Raw genomic sequence first — 21,791 nt, forward strand, 5'->3', positions numbered from 1 at the left:
GATACAGGACAAGCCACCGCTCCGCCCCTTGGCGCGTGCGGCCCAACCACACGCACCCAGACACACCGCGGGGGAGAGCTCGATGCCGCCCAAGCCGGTCCTGGGATGTGACGACCTTGAGCCTGCGATACCTCCAGCCCGCCGGCATCGCACACCGGTTAGAACCGGACCGGAGAAAATCGGTGGGTCTGGCCTGGAGCTGTGCCGATACTGGCGACGACGGAAGTGAGGCTCCCATGCCGCAGGTTGAACCGAGTGTTCTCGGCGCGCTCATGGAAGCGGCGAAGAACGCCGGTTCCTATGAGGCCATCGCAGTCGTGCTCGCGGCCGCGGACATCGACACGACCACGGCCGCCGCACAGCAGCGTGATGCACAGCTCGCCGCGCTGCGACTCCGGCTATCCGGGACCGGGAAGGCGCAGGGCTTCACCGGGACGCTTCCCGGCGACCCGCTCAAGGGGCGCCCTGCGAGCCTGACCGAGGTCACGGCCGACCAGTTGGAGATCTGGAGCGCCTACGCCGATGCCGTGAGTAACCCGTTCGTCCGGGGCCGCCTTCATCATCTGCTGTTGGCCGCGGGGCACGGCCGCAAGCGCGATCGCGTCCGGGGCGCCGCCGCCGGGTACCTGGACGCGGCAGCCCTTCTGCTCGCCGCCCCCGAGCGTTTCCCCGGGCTGTCACGCGCGAGCGAGTGCCTGCGCTGGGCCGGAGACCTCGCCCGGGCCTTCAACCAGAAGGACCAGCAGAAGCGCGTCACCGAGGACATGGTCGCCCTGGTCGAACGCGTCCTGGCCGATACGGAGGACAACCCGGGGATCGCGGACCGTCTTCTGCAAGAACTGCGCCTTCAGCGGTACGACATCACGGACTTCGCGGAACGCGCCGCACGTCGCTATGCCAGCGATGTACACGCCCGTGTCGGCTTCCTCAAGCTGCTGAAGGTGGAACCCGGGCCCTGCCGAACCGACATCGACACTCAGATCGTCAGCGCCCTCCTCGACGCCGCCGACGCTGACATCAACGCTGGGTTCCGTCGCCACCTCCTGCTGACCCAGGCCGCGACAGAAGCACGGGACCGGGGTCTGTCCGAGCTGCGGGAGCGTGCCGAGATGGCCCTGCAGAACACCGATCCTAACTCCCTGGGATGGACTCGCATGCGTTGCGGACTCGCGCTCCCACGTGCGCTGTTCAACGGGGCGCGAGCACGCATCGACGCCGCCGCAGACCTGCGAGACGCCCTGTGGCGAACCACGGCAGACGTCCATCAGGCGATGCGCGAGCAGGCCGACGACGCGCGCGTACAGGAGGGTCTGCTGCGGATTCCGCGCACGCGCATCAACACTGCCGGACCCGTCCAGGTCACCCCGCCCGTCGACGCCGACGACCACCACGCCGTCGAACTGCAGGTCCTCGCGCTGGACATCCTCGGACACCTCACCGCCCATCAACTCGACCACATCCACGAGCGTTTTGTACCCGACGAGGCTGAGCTGATCACCGCCCTGGCCCACGACACCGTGCTGCCCCAGCCGCGCGCCCGAACCCTTGCCCACGCCTTCCGGTACTTCTGGCTGGAGGAGCTCGACGCGGCGGCGTGCATCGCCCTGCCCCAGGTCGAGCAGATCCTCCGACAGCTCCTGCGCTCCCGGGTCCCGATCGTGTCTGCGCCCAAGGGGGCAGACCCCCGACACCGTTGACCAACTGGGCTCACTCATCCGCAGAATGCCGGCCGCCGGGTTCCCCGCGGATTGGAGCCGAGCCCTGGAACTCCTCCTCGTCGACCCCGACCGCGGCATGAACCTGCGCAACAAAATCTGCCACGGCTTGATCGACACCCCACCCAAGCACCACGTCGCGCTCATCCTCCAGGCAGTGCTGTACCTGCTCAGCCACGCCCACGACCATCGAACCCCCGGGCCCGTCGCCCAGCCCGCTCCCTGAATGGATTCCAGGCAAGCTGTCTCAAATAGGGGTCAGAGGGGATGGTCCTGGCGAATCAGCAGCGCTGTTCGGCAAAAGCATCCTCAGCTGGACGTTCTCCCCGCACACGGGATGCTGCGGCCCTCCGGCCGTCAGGCCTCGACGTTAATACCGTAGTCGGCGGCCAGGCCCGCCAGACCGGTGTCGTAGCCCTGTCCGACTGCGCGGGCCTTCCATCCGGTCGTATGGCGGTAGAGCTCTACTGCGATGGTGACGGTCTCGCCCGAGGAGAAGCGTCCGGGAGCGAAGGACAGTTGGGTTCCGGAGGGCTGAGTGATGTCTGCCTGCCAGAGGGTGTGCTGGTCGAAGACCGCGGTGGGCTGGGCCTCCAGGTCGATGCTGACGATGACGGCGATGGAGGCGATGTCGCCAGGGATGAGGCTCAGATCGGCGGTGGCAGTGTCGCCTCCGACGCGGACTCCGTCGTGACTGGGGTGGTTGTAGAAGACGAGGTCTTGGTCGCTGCGCACCTTGCCGTTGAGGGTGAGGAGCACAGCGGACACATCAACGGGCGCCCCAGTTGCGGTGATGCGGACCGTCGTCGGCTCAGTAGTCACGGCAGTGTTGGCGCCCTTGGCCAGTGGCCGCCGAGCGCCGGTCTCCTCGCTGCGGGCCGGGGCGGCGGGGGAGTGGGGTGCGGTCGCCGACAGGTCCGTGCCGGTACCGGTGAGTGTGGCGAGAACGTGCTGGAGGATGGGCCAGCCTTCGGCTTCCCCGCCAGGCCAGGGCCAAGTCAGCCGCTGGGCGCCGAACTCCATGGCGGTAGGTGGCTTTCCGAGTGCTTCCTGAAGCTGGAGGTAGCGCAGGCTCTCCGTGGCCAGACGACTGAGCTGCCACTGCCGCTGGGTTTCCTCCGGCTGGTTCACCCACGTGTCGTGGTCGATGGGCTTGCCGCCCAGCCCTTGGTACACCTGCCGCGCCATGTCATATCCGTCGCCTCTTAGCAAACGGACGGGCCGCGCCTGCTGAGAGGGCGCAGGCTCCCCGATCGCCGTGTACAGCGCTTCCAGGCTGCCGCCCGTCCAGTGGTTGGCTGCCGTGGTGGCGAACCGGGCGAACTGGGTCAGCGTGGGCGGCCGCCCCTTGGCAGCGACGAACCGGTGGTGGTCACGGGCAACATCCTCCAGCTCGGACCGCCAGCAGTGCTTCAAGTAGGCGCCGAGATGCTGCTCAGCCCAGGCACGACGGTGCCGTGTGATGAGGTCCCGCACCCGCTCGAAGCCCTCCCGGCGGGTGCCGTGACTCATGCTGGAGGTAAACGTCACCTGCCCATACGGGGTCTCGACCGTACTGCCCTCACTGTCGGGGATCTCCTCCTCCGGTCCAAGAAGCTGTTCTACGGCTCGCAGCTCGCGGAAGAAGGCGGCGTCGACCGGGCATCCGGCCGCGCGCAGGACGGCCAGCGGCCTGCTGTAGTAGCGGTCGACACGGTCCAAGGTGGTGCGGGAGTAGGGGCCTTCGCACACGAACCAGGCGGTCAGGCCCACGCCGTGCCAGAACTCGACCGCAGGACCGAGGGCTTCGGCCATGGTCTGGTGCGGGCGCGGGTTGCTGACGATGCTGCCGGAATGCCGCTGGAGCGTCGCCGTCTCCCATAGCCGCCCCACCCGTTCGAGGACATCGGCGGGCAGACGCTGCCGGTACGACTGGGGGGTGAAGCCCTGCTCGGTCCGGGAAAGACTCATCAGGTCCTGATCGACCAGGCCCCACAAGGACCGCATTCCCCGTGACTGCACGGCATGCGCCTGGTCGAAGCCCGCCCACCAGTCGCGCAGGGCCGCAGCCCGCTCCTCCACGGGAGACACGGAACTGCCGCCGCCGAGGAAGGCCGCGAGCATCGCCTGAACCTCGTCTTCGGCGATGCCCACCTCACCAGCCATGCCGGCCGTCTGGGCAGCCATGCCGACGTACAGACGCGGCTCGGGCAGAGCGGTGATGATTTCCTCATCCGGGTGAGGAGGAGCTTGAAGGTAGTCCAGCACGGCCAACCAGTCGCCCCCGAAGTAGGCGGAAACGACTGGCTGCAACTCTTTGGTGAGCACCCGGCGTGCCAAGGCCGTGACGGCCTTGGCCTTCTTGGCGAAACCAGCCATCAGCCCCTGCAGGCGCTGGATCCGGTGACGTGCGACAAGCTGCACGAGATCAGCAGCGGCAAGCGTGTCCAGCAAACCCAAGCGAGCCTGCTGCTGCCCCGCACGGTCCAGCTCGTGCCAGCCGCCGCCGAAGCGGAAGACTTCCAGTGCACCCTCGCCGATGCCCAGTAGCCGGTACCGCTCCTCAATGGCTGTCCAGAACCGCTGCTGCTCTGTGCGCGGGAAGATCTCTCCTGCCGCCCGCAGGCGGACCGGCTGGAGCAGTGTCTCGAACAAGGGCACCAGCAGCGCCCACAGCAGCACCGTGTCCCAACCCTCCACAGCGGTCAGGCGGGCGGTGTCATCGGCGGCCAGCGTCAGAGCGTGGGCGGGGCGTTCACGCAGCAGATACGGCAGGTTGACTGCCCCTGCCTTCACCGAGAGTTTCTCCGGCAGGTACCACGCGCCGCGTCGCTGCTGCTCCTGGACCCCGAAGACGCCGGCGCAGAAGACCTTCTCTTCTCGGGTGAGGGCCGTCACCTCGCCGGTGTCCGGCGTGTGACGTCCCCGGCCGGGGACGATGGTGGCAACCGGCCGTCCGGCGAGCCCTGTGGCCAGCAGTCTGGCCGCCAGCGCGTCGATTTCGGCAAACCGTTGCTGCTGCCCGGCGGCCTGCTCCAGGGCGAGTGCTGTCTCAGGGCTGCTCTCCAGTGCTGGTTGCCACCATCGCGACGGGTTACTGGCCACTGGTCAGCCTCCGCATGTACTCGACGAACTGCTCAAAAGGCACCGGGGCCGTGGTGCCCTGCGCATAGACGGCGTAGCGCTGGGCCATCAGCTGCATCTCCCGCTCGTCCCTTCGGGCCTCCACACGGTCCAGTTCGTGGACCACGCGCTGCTCGACGTGTCCCCGCTCGTACAGTACGAACGCGTCCACTCTTCCCGGGCCCCCACCGGCCCCCTCGGTGGTGCCGTCTGCGCCGGGGAGCATTTCTTCTAGGGACGTGTGGTCGATCAGCGGGACGTCCAGGAGCACAGCGGGGTCCATGTCGTTGTCCGAGCACATGGCCTCCAGATGCTCCTCCAGGCCGAGCTCGGCATGGCAGACGATGTCCAGGTACTGCTGGTCGGCGGCCACTGCGGTATGACGCAGGACGCGGACACCGCGGCCGACGAACTGGTAGAACTCGCCGAAGCTGCCATAAGGGCGGATGGGTACGATGACAGTGGTCGGCGGAAAGTCGTAGCCCTGGCCGAGCATCCGCAGCTGCACGATGCCCTGCAGGTCACCAGCGTCGGACTCAAACCGTCGCCGTGTGGAGGCGATCACGGAGGCGGACATGCTGTGGTGCAGCGTGGCGCAGGAGATCCCGTGCTCCTCGGCGATCCGCGCGATCTGCTCAGCATGCGCCTGCCCCATCGCTGCGAACAACACCCGCGGCTTGATGGGCGCCAGCAACTTGGCCTGCGCATCCAGACACGCCCGCGTCACCGCCATCACCTGCCGGATCGGCGCCTCGGACTGCGCGGTAATGCGGGCCATCTTTCGCTTATCGCCCAGCGCAGCCAATAAGGCATCACGGCCCACCATCTGCTCGCGCCGCCCGTCCGGCCACACCACCTCATACACCGTCGACGCCACCTCAGGGGCGAACCGATGCACCCGCAGGTTCTTCGCTGAGCCGTCCGCGACGGAGTCCACCAGCCGGTAGCGGTAGACGACATCGGCGTCGATTGGCCTGCCGTCCAAACGCTGGAAGCACGCCGACATCAGCAGCGTGCGCGCACCCTGGAAGTGGGCGAACAGGCGCTGATACGAGGCGCTGGCCGCGATGTGCGCCTCATCGACGACGATGAAGTCGACATCGTCCGGCTCCAGCTTGGCCAGCAGGTCCCCGCCACTCTCGCCGGAGCCCAGCGCATGGAAGTTCGTGACGAGGACGTCCGCAGCCAGCAGCCGCTCACGGCTGACCTGGTTGATTTGGCCGTCGTCCGCGTCCAGGACGAGCGTGGCCGGCGGGCGGACTCCGGGCAGCAGCGGCCCGCCCGCCAACCCGTACAGCACGTTGCCCGGCACCCCCGGATCAAGAGCCTTGGCGAAGGTGCCGCGGATGACCGAGCCCGGCGTCACCACCAGCGCCCGCCGTTTGCTGAATGACAACGCGGCTGCCACCCCCAGGGCCGTCTTGCCAGCCCCGACCGCCATCACCGTTGCCGCGTGCTGACCACCGGAGGCGTAGTAGTTCGCGAGCGCGGCCAACGCCTCGTCCTGACACGACCGCAACGGCGCCCGGTCCACCCGGGTGCGCGCACCGGCGAAGTACGCCCCGTCCGACGGCGGCTCGGCGTAGCGGGGCGGATCGCCCGCCCGCATCGGATCGCCGGCCATGTCCGGGACCTCGACGCGCGGCACGGAAGTCAACAGCGGCGTCAGCAGAGGGTCCTGCCGCAGAAGCGCCTGCAACTGGGCCACACAGCGTGCGGTGTCCCCGCGCACCGCATCGTAGGAAAACCGCAGCACCGTCAGGCCGGTTGCGGCCAGATCGTTCTGCCGCAGCCGGTCGTAGGTGAACGCAGCCCGGTCACTGTGGAAGGCGAACCCGTCCAGCTCGACGGCCAACTGCAATGCCTCACCCGCGATCAGGTAATCCAGCCTGTACGTGCGCTCGTTCACGGTGACCGGATACTGGCTGTGCACCCGCGAAACGATCGACGCATCCACGGCCGGGGTGAGCACCCACCGCAAGAACGCCTCCTCCAGGTAGGAGGAGGCAGGGATCAGTCTCTCCAGCCCAGCGCTCACGCCGATCCACCTCCCGCTGCCGCCTCGGCGACCAGCGCACCGGCTTTCTCCGACAGCCGGGCTGCCACGTCCTCGCCCTGGCCGAAGTGGGCCAGCCGGCGCGCCAACTCGAGAGCTTCCGTGAAGGCGCCCTCGCGCTCCAGCAGGCCAATCAACCGGGGCACCGACGTCACCCGCACAAACGTCGCCGGAGCGTCGGCGGCGTCGAAGGACACTGCCTGTGGGGCGGCCTCCATCAACGCCAAGTCCAGCCGGGCGAACACCTCAAGCAGCTCAAGGCCTGCAGGGTCCGCGCGACGCCCACTCCACAGCCGATCGACCGCGCCCTGCAGGACGAAGTGGTAGTCCATGGCCGAGCCCGGAAGCTCCAGCGCTTCCCAGACACGGGCAACCAGCACCGCCCCGCGTGCATCGAACGGCACATGCCGACTGGCCGGTGTCGCAGACGCCCTGCCCTCGGCGATCGGCCACATCGGCGAGCCATAGGACTCATCCGGACGATCCCCTGCACCCGGCACCGCCCCACGCACGACACCCGGATTACCGTCAAAAGCGATGCCGGGGATCGCCGCCATACGCTCAAACCACGCCCCCACGTGCCCCCCTCATAGGCCTACAGGCCCCGCACTCTCACATGCCGCCCAGCCCACACCCGCCCCTGGCACTACTCATTGTCGCAGCCCATACACCCTTCTCGCCATAAAAGCGGTAGGGCTTCCGCCGGTGCGAGCAACGGCGGCCCCTCACTGACCCGACCACATCCGAGTCGTCCGCCATCGCCCATCGGCAACGCAAGCTTGAGCTCGGCGCCTCCGGGATAATGGAGCACAGGTGGGTGGATGATGCCGCTGGACTGGATGGGGGAGTTGAGTGGGGGATTTCGACTACGTCGCCGCGATCACGCGCACGCGAGAGCGCCTGAGTGCCCTGGGGGTGAGTGCTGAAGCCGGGAACCTGGTCAATGCCGCCGCGGCCGGTATCACCCAGTTTGTCTGGCGCAACGGGCCGATCGAAGACGCTCACGCGGGAGCGCGGGGGCGGCGTAACAAACTCCACGACGGGGTCATGTTCGCGCGCAACACCTGGGTCTACCACCAGGCACTCGAAGCGGTGAACAGCACCAAGCAGTACGCGCTGCTGCGGTTCGAAAGGCGCATCCTGGACCGCGAGCTCATCTGGCCGGGCACGTCCGGAACGCTGACCCAATTTGGGTACGGCGCTCTCGGTGAGATCAAGAAGCACGCCAAGAAGCACATCGACTACCTCATGTACCTGCAAGAGGAGGTCTCTCAGGAGGAGTTCCTCGTCCTGTCTGCGCTCCACAGCTTCAGCGTCAGCGACCACTTCGGGATGCCCGGGTGGCCGCCGTGCGTGCGTGCTGCCATGGACCGGATCCGTGGACAGGACCGCGAGTTCGTCGAAGTCCTCAAAGCCGGCTACCAGATCGACTTCTCCGAGCTGCTAAAGCGAGCCCCAGCTGTCGTCCGAGACGACTTGCCCGAGGTGGAAAGAGCGCTCCTGAATGCCCCATACGAACTGGGAGCCGAGGCACTGGACTGGTTTGCCTGGAACCCCGTGCTCGACCCGCACCTCTGATTAAGAGCCGCAGCGGCCCACCCTCGACCTCCGTTTCGCCGACCGGGGCCGGTGACAGCCCACATGCCTCTGGGCGTGTGCTGATGCGATCCTCAGCCTTCGCCGGAGCTTGGTTAGCGACCGGTGCAGCGGGCCGCCCGGCTTCCGCGCCGGGGGCGCGCTACACCGACCGCAGGCGTGGCGTGTTTCCAGCTTCAGTACAGTCCGGTTGTGTCCTGCTGGTAGGTGTTGTCGAGGATGTCGTCGAGGAAGGTCTCGAAGCTCGTCTCCAGGCGGAGACCGGTCGCCGGCTCGTAGGTGAACAGGCCGGGGCAGATGCTGTTGTCGAGGCTGCTGTCGACGAACAGCGCGTAGGAGAAGCGATCCGGCTTCGCCTCGTCGTGGCACGCTTGGCGCACCACGCGGTGGGCAACTGCGGCTACCGGTGTCGTGGTCGATCGCGTCAGGATTTCCATCGCACAGCCGAAGTTGACGATGAAGGTGCCCGGTATCGGGTCGATGGGGTGCCAGTCGCCGTCCCGGTCCACCTCGAGTCCGGGCTCGGTGGAGCGCAGGACGGTCACCCAGCCTGAGTCCTTGTGGATGTTCAGGCCGCGTGCGGCCACTTCCGGCCGGAAGTGGTTGAAGGTGAGTGTGTGGGTGCCCTGGGGGGTGAGGCTGTGTCCGGTGGCCTCCTGCCAGACCTCACGCGGTAGGTCGAGATGCGTGAGTACTGCGCGCTGGATGCTGATTGCGAAGTCGCGCATGGCCTGGGCTTGCCGTATGAGTGCGGCCGGGTAGACCCGATCCCACCAGGCGCTCTCCAGGAAGAACTGTTCGGTCTGGTCGGCGTCACGGCAGAAGTAGCCTTGATGCGGGCCCAGTTGTTTCGGCGTCCACTGCTGGTAGCCCCGGTAGGGGTCCGCCCGCCCTTTCTCGGCGGGGAGGTAGAAACTGCGGGCGAAGCGGTCTCCGGCGGACAGGTCCAGGCCGGCGGGCTGCTTCACGTAGAAGAAGCCGTCCTTCAGCGCGTTTCGCAGTCCGCCCTCGGCGGTGAAGACGAGGCGGTCGTGCTGCAGTTCCGCCAGCTGCCAGCCCTGTCGCGAGGCGGTCCGCACGTGTTCCCGTGCCGTGCTCATATGCGGGAGTGGAACTCGTAGCCGAGCTTGCCTGCCTTCTCCACCGAGAATTCGCGGAAGCCCTGGAACTCCCGCAGCTCCCCTTCTGTGTCGTACTGGTAGAGGGACATGTCGTACCGCGGGCCCATGTAGATCGTGAACGAGGAGCGGTCCGGAGCGCCGGCGTCGGGGCGCAGTTCGGGCACACGGTGGTAGACGGCGGTCGCCGGTCGCGGCAGTTTCCTGGTCAGGACCCGGAAGGCGTCGCCGAGGTTGACGGTGAAGTGGCCCGCGCGCTCGCGGACGGGCAGCCAGCGGCCCTCGTGCAGAATCTCGTAGCCGGGCTGGTCGGTGCAGATGGTGGTGATGAACCCGCTGTCGGAGTGCTCCACGATTCCGGCGCGGTCGCTCAGCCCCGCGCGGTAGTGGTTGACCGTCGTGTAGCACAGTCCCTTGTCCTCACGGGCGCCACCGGTGACGAGTTCCCGGTCCTCTTCGGGTATCCCGATCGCGTCGAAGACGCCGTAGAGGGTATCCAGGGTCAGCTCCCTCATCCGCCGCAGCGTGGCCGTCACCTCGCCGGGCAGGTACCGCTGCCACAGGAAGCTCTCCAGCTGCAGCTGTTCCACCTGGTCGGGGCGGTCCTCGTAGCCCAGCTTGGAGTCGGGGTGACCGTGCTCGCGGTGGCCGTGGTGGCGGTCGTGGTCGTCGGTGGCGGGCTTGTAGAAGCTGCGGCAGAAGGCTAGGCCCGCGGTCACATCGAGGTCCTCGGGGACAGCCAGGTTGAACGCGCCCAGACGCAGTGCCTGGTCTGCGTCGCCTGCCGAGGCGAACCGCAGCCTGCCCGCCTCTACTGCTGCCGCAGGGAGGGTGAGGTGAGTTTCTTCCTCAACGACATGTGTCGTCATGTTAGGACTGCTCCCATCGTGGTTGCTCACTGCTGCTGTGGCCAGCGCGCTTAGAGCGCGATGTCGTTGTCGTAAGTGCGGCTCACTTCCTGCACGGCGAAGTCGGCGACCGACTGCACGGGGCGCGCCGTGCCGTTCTCGAGGCGGTAGATCGTGCCGTCGAGGCCGGAGTCCAGGAAGGTGACGTACGAGGTCCGGTCGGGGTGGCCGGCGGCCCGCTCGGTGGCGACTACGCCGTGGACGTTGGCTCGCACAGGTGTGGGCAGGGCTTGGGTGAGCACTTCGAGGGAGCTGCCGAAGTTCACGATGAAGTGCCCCGGTACGGGGTTGATGGCACCCAGCTGTCCTTCGATGAGTGCGAGCAGGCCGGGCTCGAAGGAGCGGAGCACGGTCACCCATCCGGAGTCGCGGTGGAACTTGCAGCCGCGGGTGGCCTTGCGAGAGCGGAAGTGGTTGAACGCGAACATCTGGTGGCCTCGGCCGTCGGACAGCCCGCTGGAGATCGTGCTCCACAGCTGCGGCGGGATGTCCAGGTGGCGGAAGACAGCCCGCAGGACGGCGATACCAAGGCCGGTCATCCCGCGTCCCAGCTCGGCGACCTCGGCAGGCAGCAGTGCCCAGTTCGCCTGCTCGATGTAGAAGTTCTCCCACTGATCGTGCTCGCGGTCGAAGTAACCCTGGTAGGCGCCGGGGACATTGACTTCCCGGTAGCCGCGGTAGCCGTCGAGGGCATCGCCGGTCCGGTCCTGGTGGAAGTGCGCGGCGAACCGGTCGCCGGCCTCGGTGTCGAGGCTGTCGGGGATACGCAGCAGGAAGAAGCCCTGGGCCAGCGCCCGGTCGAACCCTTCCTCGCGGTCGAAGACCAGCTCCTGGCCGTGGAGCCGGGAGCACTCGAGCGGGATCGGCGGGTAGGAGGCAAGAGCCTCCTGCTCGCCGGGCATCGGGGGCAGGACAACGGGTTCCCTCGCTGTCACGGCGTTGAAGGTCGTCATCGGATCGGCTCCCTCGGTGTGCCGGTGTCCCGGTGGATCGTGATCGTTCCGGGACGTGCGGGGCGTGGCATGGAAGCGTGACGCTTCAGTTGGAGATCGACGTCCTGTGCGCTGACCGTGTAATGGCCGTACAGCTCCTGCAGGACGAGGGACTGCATCCGCACAGAGAAGAGGCGGCCGGGGCACTTACGCGGGTTCCGCTCGGCATTGATCATGCTGAACGAGTTGATCTCATAGCGCCCGCGGGAGAGCAGGGAGGAGACCGTCTCGCGCTCGGAGCGGGCGATGGCTTTGATGTTGGCCGGTGCGAAGCGGCACGGCTCCGGGAAGACCGCCGGATCGCGGTTGGCCTGCCGCCGGTCCAGCCACACCATGGTGCCCGGCGGGACGGTCACCTCAGCTCCTCGGTGGTGCACGGTGAAGGGCGTGGTCGTACGGCGCCACAGGGAGCTGGGATTACTGCCGCCCAGCCGTACGGCTTCCAGGACCGCGAGGTCGGTCACGGACAGCGAGGAGCCGCTGTTCGGACACCGGCCGTTGCCACCACCGCCCCGTGCCTCCGCCGTGATCGCGGCCTTGACCTGCGGTGTGCTCTCCACATAGCCCAGTGCCCACATCAGGCTCAGGGCCGTGGTGTCGTACGTCGCCACGATGATCGTGCCGAGCTCCTTGATCTGCGCGGCGTCCAGCGTGGCGACGCTGTGGCGCGTGAAGGGGCGTTCCCACAGCGCAAAGTAGCGCCGGATCATGTTCGAGGCGGGCGCCTGGGCCAGGGACTCGAAGTTGTCCGTCAGCAGGTCGCGGACGAACGGGACGATGACGTCGAACTCCCGCATCGCCTGTGGGTTGTCGTTGCTGATGACGTCGGAGGCGAGGTCGAAGAAGCCGCGGACCACACGGCCGTACTCTGCCGAGTGCAGGTATTCCGGCAAAGGCCGCAGGCTGAGGTCGAGGACGCCAGGAATCATGCTGTCCACGTACGCGGTCAGGGACAGCGTGAAGTCGTCGAGCGGGATCTCCTGCCCTGCCGCACGGCGCAGGTGGGCAGCCGTGTGCCGCCGGATGGCCGGTTCGAGGCCCTCCACGAATTTGCCGTTGCCCAGGGAGCGTTCGACTGCGGCGCGCTTCGCCGGGCGGTCCGGGTGGTCGTGGGGCATGGACCCCATGAAATCGCCGAACAGCTCACGGTTGGCGTCGGTAGAGGGCGCGAGGGCGTCCTCGCCAGCCACAGGGGTGTTGGTGATCTGGTAGAGCGCGAGCCGCTGCCCCATCCAGAACGTGCACAGGCCGCCGTTTTCCTCGGCGAGGGCGCTGATGCCGGAGGCGCGGAAGTAGTGCGAGGCGGGTTCGCCGCGTACCACGGTGGCCTCATGGAAGGCCGGGGCGTGGCCGTGCAGCCTGCTGGGGCCCCGATGGTGCGCGATCACTCCGGGGAAGGGCGCACCCGGCCCTTCCGGCAGGGCCACGTCCGTGTCCTTGCGGACGGCACGGCGGCCGTCGGCTGAGGTGGTCACGACAGCCCACCCCTGCCCGCGCCGACCGACTGGGCGATCCCGAAGTCAGCGTGCCGGTCGGACCAGGTCTGTTCGTTGAACTCTCGCAGAAAGTCCGCAGAGCTGCGCACCGCCGCGGCGGAACCGTCGCGGCCAACCTGGTAGAGGTCTCCGACGGCCGGCGGGTTGGCGAAGGCCGCGAACGAGAACCGGTCGGCCGCGCCGGGCGCCGGGGTGCACTGCCTGACCTGGTGCAAGATGGCGCGCACCGGCCGGCTCAGAGCCGCAGTGAGCAGTTCGAAGGCCCCGCCGAAGTTCACCACGAAGTGGCCGGGCGCCGGGTCGATGGGGACCCACACGCCGTCCACGGACGCTTCCAGGCCCGGCTCCTCGTTGTAGAGGACGGTCACGAATCCGGTGTCCTTGTGCGGGGCACAGCCCAGCTGAGCCCGCTCGGAACGGTAGTGATTCGCCGCGAACCAGTGCGTGCCCCGCCCGTCGACAGCTCCGCCGGTGATCTCGCTCCAAAGGGCCGTGGCGATGCCCAGCTCGGCCATCGCGCAGCGCAGCACCAGCAGAGTGAGCTCGCCCATCTGCTCGGTCATGGTGATGAGTTCCCGGGGGAAGTGGCGCCGGCGTCCGGGCCCGTCGATGAGGACGTGCTCGGTCTGGAAATGTTCCCGGTCGAAGTAGACGCCCTCCAGCGTCCGGAAGCCGCGATAGGACCGGGTCCCATCTGGGCCCTCCTCCGGTGCACGGTAGAACTCACGGCACAGGGTGATACCGGGCCAGGGATCGAATCCTGTGGGTATAGCGAGCAGGAAGCAGCCGTCCTGCAGCGCCTGGGGCAGGCCGCCCTCGGTGTGGAAGGCAAGGCCCGTCCCCTGCACCGATGCACGCTGGAGTGTCATAGCCCCGGTGCTCATCCGCGCCCTCCTTCCGTTGTGATGTGAAGGGGCGAGGCAGGCGTGTCCGGGGCCTCGGTGCCGGCGTAGATCTCGTAGTCGTTCTCGTCGATGAGCTCGCGCGAGCCGCAGATGCGTTCCAGGCCGACGCCCTGAACGTAGCGGTAGATGCCCTGGTCCTCCCCGGGCAGGCAGCCGCTGGAGCTGAAGTGCCCATAGCTGGACCGGTCATTTTGCTGCTGCGAGACCCGGTGCATGATCGCCGCGACGGGTGTTCCGCTGTCCGCGGTGAGGATTTCCATGGCCAGCCCGAAGTTGATGATGAAGCAGTCCGGGTCTGCGGGCACGACCTCCCAGTGGTCGCCACGGGCGACCTCCAGGCCTGGGGCAGTGGTCCGCAGGATGGTGAGGAAACCGTCATCCTTATGGGAGCTGAGGCCGATCTCCTCCTGCGCGGGGCGGTAGTGGTTGAACGTCAGGTGGTACGAGCCGCCGGACTGCGAGCAGCCACCGGTGGCCCGCGCCCAGTCCTGCTCGGATATGCCCACGTGAGCGAGCACGGAGCACAGCACCTGCTGCGAGATCCGGGTGAGTACCTCGCCGAGCGCGGCGATCTCCGGCGGATAGTCGGTGCCCCAGAAGCGCCGTTCCAGAAGAAACTGTTCGATCTGGTTGATCCGCTGGTGGAAGCCGAGCAGCGGGTCGTCGAAGTGGTCGCTGCCGATGGTGCGGAACCGGCCATACGGGACGGCGGACGGCCCGCAGTAGAACTGCTGAGCGAACGCGTCACCGGCCGAGACGTCGACTTCGGCGGGGATCTCCAAGAAGAAGACTCCGTCACTGAATGCCCGGTCCCGCGCAGATGAATCCATGAAGCGCAGCTTCCCAGAGGAAATCCGGGCTTTCTCGAGCCGCGCTTCACCGAGGGCCGGCCGGTCAGGGGAACGCTTCACGTAGACGTCCCGGTATATCTGCCCCCGGCGTATCTCGGGAGCCGGTGTACGAGGCGTGGACTCCATGCTCACCGGCCTTTCAGGTGGAGGGACACGACGATGAGATCGCGCAGTTCTTCTGGCGCTCCCCGATGCTCTCCTCTCGCTATCTCAGAAAGCGTGCTGAAAGATCCTGGATACACCATCACTGGAAGCCCCTGCTGCTTGAGGCAGGCGAAAATGGCGAATTCTTCCAGGAAGTACTCGCTCGACATCCTGATGCGGTTTTCCCACTCAGTCGCACTGGCTCCACAAGAGTGCTTGCGGTGATAGGCGCGTCCGAATGACTCCACCGACGAGCGAAACACATCGTCCTTGGTGAAGAACGTTGTCAACTCGCCGTGAAACTCGGAGAACTCCCGAGTGTCCTGCACGTCGCTGCAGTTCAGGTAGGTGAAGTCGGTGGAGTCGCTGTACTCGTCGAAGACCTTTCGCTCGTTCTCCGCGAACTGGCTGCCGAGTTCCATAGCCCGGTCCCGGGCCTCCTTTGGCGGCATCCCGCGGGTCGATTCCAGCGTGAGCCGATGAATGCTGTCACCAATGAGCACAGTGCACCGGGTGAACCTCCGTGAGATCCACTTGACCATGCTCGTCAGTTTGGCGGTCCTGAAGTTGCTGTTCTCGAGGCTGACGCCGAGAAAACACGTGTCGTACTGCTCGAAAGTAGTTCGGCTTGTCGCAGGAGAGACCGATGCTATTTCCGCCTTGTAGCGCGTCCTGCGTGTCGGCTCCAGGTGCGGACGGGTAGAGGGGATCGCTTGCGTATCGAGCGCCATTGCAACCGCCTGAGTTCGTCGCGAAGTGCAGGGATTACGTTCTCTCGGCTTCCTTCGGGATACGTACGCAGCCCAATGCGGCCCCGCGAGATCATGACTCTGGAAAACCTCTGCACATCACCCTCGGGGGCCACACCGAATTGGTAGCAGGCTGACGATGAGGCGGCCAATGGCAGGGGCACTTAATTAAGCCCCGTCAGCAATCAGACATCGTTTTCCAAGAAAAAGGCTGGTCACAGCAGGTGTGCGGGCGTCGACGCGCCGTGGCGGGCGGCGCGGCGTCGTCCCACTCGCGCCGGGGCCGCATGCGTAAGCGACGCCGACCAGTGCCACTCACATATGACGAGCGATGAGCTGGTCTTTTGCCGCCCGGGCGCCGAATGCGCGGCGACGCGGCACCCCAGCAGGAGAGCGCACGCGGACCACGGAGAGCGAACGGGCCGGCGCTCCGCCGATGATGGCCGATATCTCTCGGGCCCTCCGTAGCGGCTTCCACGGCCACCAGGGGGAGTTGGCAAGCAGTTCGGTGTCGATTACAGTGATCTCTCAGCCGTCCGGCGAGCAGCGGGTCTACGCATCCGCTCCGCACGACGTGGCGCTTTCTGCGGACAGCCCCACTCTTCCGGGACTCGCATCTTCCTTCTCTGAGCAGCAGTGACGCCCTCTTCAGGGGGCCCTCTTCTGGCTGCGCCTTCCCCCTCCGTCATCAGCACCTCAACCGCCGCTCCGCCGTGCGGCGATGTTCCCAACGATGCTGCCGCTGCAGCGTGAGGAAGGAGGCCGGGCCGTAGTGACACCGGCACTCGCTGCCCGACGATGGGCCCTGCTGGCCATGTCCGTGGGCGTGTTCTGTATCCAGCTCGACTCGTTCGCCCTGAACTTGGCCCTGCCGCAGATCGGCCGTGATATCCACGCCGGAGGCGACAGCCTCCAGTGGGTGATCAGCGCGTATCTGCTGTCCACAGGGACGCTGATGCTGGGTGCGGGACGCCTTGGCGACCTGTTTGGCCGACGGCGGCTGCTGGTCTTGGGCCTTGCTTTGTTCGGCACGTCGTCCCTGGTCTGTGCGCTCGCCCCGACGCTGCCCGTTCTTGTCGGTGCCCGGGTGGCCCAAGGGGCGGGTGCCGCGATGATCATGCCGGTGGGCTTGTCCTTGCTGACCAACGTCTACCCGAGCGAACTGCGGGGCCGGGCCACCGGCCGCGCACTGGGCATCGGCGGAATCGCCACCGCCTGCGGCCCGTTCATCGGGGGCGCCCTCACCGAGGCGGTGTCCTGGCGGGCGGTGTTCTGGCTCAACGTCCCCCTCGCCGTCCTCGGCGCAGTATGGGCCTCCCGCACCGCCGAAAGCTACGACACCAGCACGCACCGGAGTGTCGACTGGGGCGGACTGTTCACCGCCACGGCCGCGCTTGCGGCCCTCGCCTTCGTCGTCGACCGCGGCCGACACTGGCAGTGGCCCGTCAGCCTGGCCGGCCTGGTCGTCGTGGCCGCCCTGCTGACCTGGTTCGTATGGCAAGAACGCAAGGCGGCAAGCCCACTGGTCGAGCTCACACTCTTCCGCAACGGGCCCTACGTGGCACTCACCCTCGCCGGAGGGGTGGCCAACGCCGCAACAGTCATGTTCCTGTTCGTCGTGCCCCTGACGCTCCAGGGGCAGTGGGACCTGTCGGTCGCCCTCGCGGGTGCCGCATTCCTCGTCCCGGCACTGGCCATGGCCCTCGCAGGCCCGCTCGCAGGACGTGTAGCCCCACCAGCCGCGGTGCGCGTGATGACCATCTGCCTCGGCATGGGAGCCGCTGTCCTCGCCTGCCTCGCCTGGGCGTCATCCCTCGTGGTGTACCTGATTGCAGCAACCGTGGGAGGTGTGGTCCTCGGGATAGCCAATTCTCTGACTCTCATTGCCACTCAGGGGGTGATCAGGCCCGAGCGGGCCGGGGAGGCATCAGGAGTCACCAAGACGATCATCACGGTGGCGGCCGGCCTCGGCGTTGCCCTCGCTGGAGCCGTCAGCGACCAAAACCACGGCGTAGGCGCGGAAGCTGCCTCCGATACGGCGCTACAGGCCACCGCACTGGGCTGCATGGCCGCCTGTCTGATCCTCGTGGCATGGATCGGGAAACGTGAACGACCGCGACAGAACGCATGCCTTGCGGACCAGGGAGCCAGGCCTAGATAGCGACATCGCCGCCACCCACCAGGAACGGAGGTTCGCGTCCGCCAGTGTCGAAGCCAGGACCGGCCCGCCCGCACCCAACACCCCACACAGGATGATCATGAGTGCGCAACGCTTGCAGAGCACCGGCGCCCCGAACCTGCGGCGCACCGGAAAACCGGCCCGGGGAACGGAAATCCGGGTGAAGCAGCGTTGTCAGTGACGCGTCGTACAGTGACTTGTCCGACATCGACCAGGGGGAGAGGGGCCAGGGCATTGGACGGGGAACAGGTGGCACGCAGGGTGGATGCTTCGGCGGGACCGTATCTCTACGAGCGACTGACGGAGAAGAACTTCCAACGGCTGTGCAACGCGCTCCTCGCCAGCGCCTACAGCGATGTCCAGTGCTACCCCGTCGGGCACTCCGACGGCGGCCGGGACGCCACGCGCCATCATGACGGACGATTGATCATCTACCAGGTCAAGTGGACCAGCAAGCCCCAGCAAAGCCCGGTCACATGGCTCAACTCCGCACTTGAGGGCGAGGCCGACAACATCCGGCGGCTGGTGAAGGAAGGCGCTGAGGCCTACTACCTGATGACATCGGTGGCCGGCACCGCCACGCCGCGCCGTGGCTCGATGGACAAGATGGATAGCGCACTGGCGAAACACTCGGCGGCTTTCGGCATCCCGATCCACATTTGGTGGCGCGCTGACATTGATGCGCGAGTGGACGCCGCCCCCACCGAACTGAAGTGGGCCTACTCCGACATGCTCGCCGGCCATGACCTGGTGCGCTACCTGATCGACGGGGCTGACACTGCTGCACACGATCACGCCCTGCGGACACTGGTCATGAAGGTCATCGCCACCCAGTGGGACGAGGACGCCAAGGTTAAGTTCAAACAGGTCGAGCTGACATCGCACAACCTGAACGACCTGTTCATCGACGTCGAAGCCATCCGCCTGTCCAGTCCCCTTGCCGACCACCGAGTGGCCTACGAGGAAGCCGAGCTGGACACGCTGGGCGGGGCAGCCGACTACCTGTTGACGACACGCCAGCCCTTCACCCTGGTACGAGGCGAACCCGGCCAGGGAAAGTCCACACTCGGACAGTACCTGTCCCAGCTCCACCGGGCCGCCTACCTAGCCCACGAGAACACCGACCCGGCACAGCCCAGCACAAGAGAACTGATCAACGATCCACGGCTCCCGCTGCGGATCGACCTGCGCGACTACGCGGCGTGGCTCGCCGGCATCGACCCCTTCAGCGACGAGGACCGACCTCCGCGCAGGCGGCTGCGCAAGCAAGGATCGCTGGAGGAGTTCATCGCCTGCCTGCTCACCGCCCGAAGCGGCGGCCTGCCCGCGGACACCACCACCGTCCACGACATCCTGGAACGCCTGCCCGTCCTCATCGTCCTCGACGGCTTGGACGAGGTCGCACGCAGCGACACGCGCCAGCGCGTCGTCGACGAGATCGACAGCTTCACCGCACGTCTGAGATCAGCTCTCAGACCACAAGTGATTGTCACGACCCGCCCCAACGTGGCCGGACTGGCCGAACCCAGAAGCGATCGCTTCGAAACGATCGCCCTGACCCGGCTCAACGAATCCTTGCGCACCACCTACCTGCGCAAATGGGCCCAGGCGCGGTCCATTCCTGACAAGGAACGCCGCAACCTCGAGCGGATCTTTCGCCAGCGCTCGGCTGAACCGCACATCTCCCAACTTGCCGACAACCCGATGCAGCTGACCATCCTGCTGTACCTGATGCACAAGCGCGGCAACTCCGTCCCGGCCAACCGCACCGACCTCTACAGCTCCTACATGGAGACCTTCCTCGACCGCGAAGCGGAGAAGACCGCTGCGGTCGACGAACACCGCTCCGATCTTGAGGAAGTCACTTCCTTCCTGGGCTGGCACCTGCAGGCCCGGGCGGAACAGGGTGGAGGAAACGGCCAGCTGCCCACCAAGGAGCTGCGCCGAGCGATCCTGAACTACCTGTTCGACGTGGAGAAGGAAACCAACCTGGTCGATGACCTCTTCACCGCCGTCACCGACCGGGTATGGGCACTGACCAGTAAGGTCCAGGGCACCTTTGAGTTCGACGTGCAGCCCCTGCGCGAGTACTTCGCAGCCCGTTACCTGTACGACTTCGCCGGAGCTGACCAGCCGCAGTTCGACAAAGCAGATGTCCTGCGGCACCTCGTACGCCGCGGATACTGGCTCAACACCAGCAGGTTCTTCGCCGGATTCGCCAAGCCCAACGAGCTTTCCGGCCTGGTTGAGACGCTGGAGGAGGAACGAGACGAGGGCACGCGGCCCCGCCAGACCCGCCTGACCGCCTGGTTCCTGCTCGCAGATGGCGTCTTCAGCGCCCGTACCCGCTCCCAGCGGCGCGCGGCCGACCTTTTCCTCGATGACCTCAGCGTCCGCTTCATCAACCACGAACTCCGCACCAGCGACGACCTGCCAGTTCCCAGCCCTGACCGTGGTGGCAAGCACCTCGTCGAACAGCTCCTCGCTTCCGTGGCGCAGGCCCCTCGATCCCGAGCAGCTGTAGAACGCCGTCAACTCGCCACCTGGCTCCTGGAAGATCCGGAGATCTTCAGGAACTGGTGGCACCCCCATATGCGGGCCGTCCTGGGAACCGACCAGGAAGACGTCTGGCTGCGTATTGGTTCGGACTTCCAGTGCGCAAACCAGCTGGCCCAGCCCGAACTCGATTGCCTCGCTCTGGCCGATGTCTCCACCGCAGCTGCGGCCCTACAGGCAGGACTGATACCGCCGCATGGCTCACTGCAGGAGGAACAGCTGGTCCGAGCCGTCCTCGACGGTCACACCAGCGAGCTGGACTGCCCCACGACCTCATACGCGAGCGACCTGCTCTGCGTCCTGCGCCCCCAGTACCTCCTCCACAAGGCATCCGGAACGAACGCTCTGCACAATCTCTATGTCGTCGGCCATAGTGTCCCTGATCTGTTTGGTCGCCCTCGTCTTAACGCCTTCACACGTCTTAAGGAACGCGACCCGCGATTCCATACCCTTCAACCAGCGCTCAAATTCAGCAAAGGCCAGCGGCACACAACCTCTCCCTGGGGCAACACCGCCCGAGCTGTCAAAACGATCCTGGGCCCTTGTTGGCTGGCAGCGGAGATCGCAGTGATCGGTGCCGCCGCCCAGGGCTTCACCACCGGCGGCGACATCACGCACGGCTCCCAGCCCCTTGGCGCCGACCCCGATTACGGCCGGCTCATCCTCGAACTGCGCCTCAACCGATCCGCCACCGCCTGGTGGGCCGAGCAGTTCGCCACCCACACGGACGCTCTCTCACGCGCCACATGGGTCCTGGGGCTGATCGCCGTCGCCGACGAAACCGTAGTCACCGAACACCTGCCCCGCATCGATGAAGCCATCAGCGCATTGCCTCCTGAGATGCAGCAAGCCCTGTGCATGAGCTCAAGCCGCCTGGGTGCCTCGCTCGTAGCCCGCCGCCTGTCCGACGCCACCTTGCCTGCCGCCGCCACCTGTGCCCCACTCACAGCTCTCCTGATCACCCACTATGTGATAGCCCCCGAAGGGCCGGTGCAGCAGTTGCAGCCCCTCAGCAACGACATCCTGACCAACACGGCACCCTTCGGTAGTGCCGCATGGCCTGCCCTGCTAGCACTTACAGCGCGCATGACCCATGCCGCGTCCCCCACGAACCTGGAGGGACTGCGCGCACATGGTCCCCATGGAACTGTCCGTATGCAGCCGAGCGACCTGCCCAGCGACATAATGGCTGCAATTCTCGCGTCGCCCTTCGACTATCCCATGGCCTGGGTCATGGCTGCCGACAGGGCAATGCGGAGCGACAGCGATCAGTACCTTGCGAACGTGGCAACTGACGGCAAGTGGTTCTCCGCCTGACCGCCAAGGCTGTGTCGCTACCGGCTAGGACTTGTCCGTCCGATCATGTGACTGCCGCGTGCCTGCGTCGTTGATATGGACATGGGGCGGGGTGATTTGACGGATGC

Annotated in this window: 15 protein-coding genes; 5 read left to right on the forward strand and 10 right to left on the reverse strand. The window is 66.8% G+C overall.

The annotated features are described in order from the left end of the window. Positions 1–236 precede the first annotated feature (236 nt). Both EEJ42_RS18555 and EEJ42_RS18560 read left to right on the forward strand, forming a co-directional pair. The gene (locus tag EEJ42_RS18555; protein ID WP_123101023.1) at positions 237–1,697 is read left to right on the forward strand and encodes a hypothetical protein; all 1,461 of its coding nucleotides are present in this window, start codon (positions 237–239) and stop codon (positions 1,695–1,697) included. A gap of 25 nt (positions 1,698–1,722) precedes the next feature. After that, positions 1,723–1,941 carry a DUF4209 domain-containing protein gene (locus tag EEJ42_RS18560; protein ID WP_123101024.1) on the forward strand — a complete coding sequence of 73 codons (219 nt, stop codon included), beginning with the start codon at positions 1,723–1,725 and terminating at the stop codon, positions 1,939–1,941. Between the two features lie 131 nt (positions 1,942–2,072). Here the strand turns inward: EEJ42_RS18560 and EEJ42_RS18565 are convergent, their stop codons facing one another. Genes EEJ42_RS18565 through EEJ42_RS18575 form a run of 3 tightly spaced genes read right to left on the reverse strand, consistent with a single transcriptional unit; the run spans position 2,073 to position 7,430 of the window. After that, a complete protein-coding gene (locus tag EEJ42_RS18565) occupies positions 2,073–4,799 on the reverse strand; it encodes a TerD family protein (protein ID WP_123101025.1) in 2,727 nt (908 codons plus the stop codon). Further along, complete coding sequence (locus tag EEJ42_RS18570; protein WP_123101026.1) at positions 4,789–6,855, reverse strand: DEAD/DEAH box helicase family protein; 2,067 nt, start codon at positions 6,853–6,855, stop codon at positions 4,789–4,791. Before EEJ42_RS18570 ends, EEJ42_RS18565 begins: the two co-directional genes overlap by 11 nt. Next, complete coding sequence (locus EEJ42_RS18575) at positions 6,852–7,430, reverse strand: hypothetical protein (RefSeq protein ID WP_246096910.1); 579 nt, start codon at positions 7,428–7,430, stop codon at positions 6,852–6,854. Before EEJ42_RS18575 ends, EEJ42_RS18570 begins: the two co-directional genes overlap by 4 nt. A gap of 295 nt (positions 7,431–7,725) precedes the next feature. On the opposite strand from EEJ42_RS18575, the gene EEJ42_RS18580 reads away from it, so the two are divergent. Beyond that, positions 7,726–8,451, forward strand: a complete 726-nt coding sequence (locus EEJ42_RS18580; protein WP_123101028.1) for a hypothetical protein — start codon at positions 7,726–7,728, stop codon at positions 8,449–8,451. 194 nt (positions 8,452–8,645) lie between these two features. On the opposite strand, the gene EEJ42_RS18585 is transcribed toward EEJ42_RS18580, so the two are convergent. The 7 genes from EEJ42_RS18585 to EEJ42_RS18615 all read right to left on the reverse strand — a co-directional run bounded on the left by EEJ42_RS18585 (position 8,646) and on the right by EEJ42_RS18615 (position 15,614). Further along, the gene (locus EEJ42_RS18585) at positions 8,646–9,569 is read right to left on the reverse strand and encodes a 2OG-Fe(II) oxygenase family protein (protein ID WP_123101029.1); all 924 of its coding nucleotides are present in this window, start codon (positions 9,567–9,569) and stop codon (positions 8,646–8,648) included. Next, positions 9,566–10,456 carry a 2OG-Fe(II) oxygenase family protein gene (locus EEJ42_RS18590; RefSeq protein ID WP_123101030.1) on the reverse strand — a complete coding sequence of 297 codons (891 nt, stop codon included), beginning with the start codon at positions 10,454–10,456 and terminating at the stop codon, positions 9,566–9,568. Before EEJ42_RS18590 ends, EEJ42_RS18585 begins: the two co-directional genes overlap by 4 nt. 50 nt (positions 10,457–10,506) lie before the next feature. Beyond that, complete coding sequence (locus EEJ42_RS50965) at positions 10,507–11,448, reverse strand: 2OG-Fe(II) oxygenase family protein (RefSeq protein ID WP_184503156.1); 942 nt, start codon at positions 11,446–11,448, stop codon at positions 10,507–10,509. Then, complete coding sequence (locus tag EEJ42_RS18600; protein WP_184503157.1) at positions 11,445–12,962, reverse strand: cytochrome P450; 1,518 nt, start codon at positions 12,960–12,962, stop codon at positions 11,445–11,447. Before EEJ42_RS18600 ends, EEJ42_RS50965 begins: the two co-directional genes overlap by 4 nt. Further along, positions 12,959–13,867, reverse strand: coding sequence for a 2OG-Fe(II) oxygenase family protein (locus EEJ42_RS18605; RefSeq protein WP_123101031.1), 909 nt, complete (start codon positions 13,865–13,867; stop codon positions 12,959–12,961). The genes EEJ42_RS18600 and EEJ42_RS18605 overlap by 4 nt, the downstream gene beginning before the upstream one ends. Then, positions 13,864–14,718 (reverse strand): 2OG-Fe(II) oxygenase family protein, encoded by an 855-nt coding sequence (locus tag EEJ42_RS18610; RefSeq protein ID WP_184503158.1) that lies wholly within the window; start codon positions 14,716–14,718, stop codon positions 13,864–13,866. The genes EEJ42_RS18605 and EEJ42_RS18610 overlap by 4 nt, the downstream gene beginning before the upstream one ends. A 149-nt stretch (positions 14,719–14,867) precedes the next feature. After that, positions 14,868–15,614: a tRNA-dependent cyclodipeptide synthase gene (locus tag EEJ42_RS18615; protein WP_123101033.1), complete on the reverse strand. Its 747-nt coding sequence runs from the start codon at positions 15,612–15,614 to the stop codon at positions 14,868–14,870. Positions 15,615–16,365: 751 nt separating this feature from the next. On the opposite strand from EEJ42_RS18615, the gene EEJ42_RS18625 reads away from it, so the two are divergent. Both EEJ42_RS18625 and EEJ42_RS18630 read left to right on the forward strand, forming a co-directional pair. Beyond that, positions 16,366–17,793, forward strand: a complete 1,428-nt coding sequence (locus EEJ42_RS18625) for an MFS transporter (protein WP_246096911.1) — start codon at positions 16,366–16,368, stop codon at positions 17,791–17,793. 279 nt (positions 17,794–18,072) lie between these two features. Then, positions 18,073–21,684 (forward strand): NACHT domain-containing protein, encoded by a 3,612-nt coding sequence (locus EEJ42_RS18630; RefSeq protein ID WP_123101036.1) that lies wholly within the window; start codon positions 18,073–18,075, stop codon positions 21,682–21,684. The last annotated feature ends 107 nt before the right edge of the window (positions 21,685–21,791 follow it).

It is taken from the genome of Streptomyces botrytidirepellens, from assembly GCF_003721215.1.
GTDB lineage: Bacteria > Actinomycetota > Actinomycetes > Streptomycetales > Streptomycetaceae > Streptomyces > Streptomyces himastatinicus.

Excerpts from the sequence above, each read along its gene's own strand:
- EEJ42_RS18555 (WP_123101023.1), top strand. The coding sequence starts at position 237 with ATGCCGCAGGTTGAACCGAGTGTTCTCGGCGCGCTCATGGAAGCGGCG.
- EEJ42_RS18560 (WP_123101024.1), top strand. The coding sequence starts at position 1,723 with ATGCCGGCCGCCGGGTTCCCCGCGGATTGGAGCCGAGCCCTGGAACTC.
- EEJ42_RS18575 (WP_246096910.1), bottom strand. The coding sequence starts at position 7,430 with ATGGCGGCGATCCCCGGCATCGCTTTTGACGGTAATCCGGGTGTCGTG.
- EEJ42_RS18585 (WP_123101029.1), bottom strand. The coding sequence starts at position 9,569 with ATGAGCACGGCACGGGAACACGTGCGGACCGCCTCGCGACAGGGCTGG.
- EEJ42_RS18590 (WP_123101030.1), bottom strand. The coding sequence starts at position 10,456 with ATGACGACACATGTCGTTGAGGAAGAAACTCACCTCACCCTCCCTGCG.
- EEJ42_RS50965 (WP_184503156.1), bottom strand. The coding sequence starts at position 11,448 with ATGACGACCTTCAACGCCGTGACAGCGAGGGAACCCGTTGTCCTGCCC.
- EEJ42_RS18605 (WP_123101031.1), bottom strand. The coding sequence starts at position 13,867 with ATGAGCACCGGGGCTATGACACTCCAGCGTGCATCGGTGCAGGGGACG.
- EEJ42_RS18610 (WP_184503158.1), bottom strand. The coding sequence starts at position 14,718 with ATGGATTCATCTGCGCGGGACCGGGCATTCAGTGACGGAGTCTTCTTC.
- EEJ42_RS18615 (WP_123101033.1), bottom strand. The coding sequence starts at position 15,614 with ATGGCGCTCGATACGCAAGCGATCCCCTCTACCCGTCCGCACCTGGAG.
- EEJ42_RS18625 (WP_246096911.1), top strand. The coding sequence starts at position 16,366 with ATGCTGCCGCTGCAGCGTGAGGAAGGAGGCCGGGCCGTAGTGACACCG.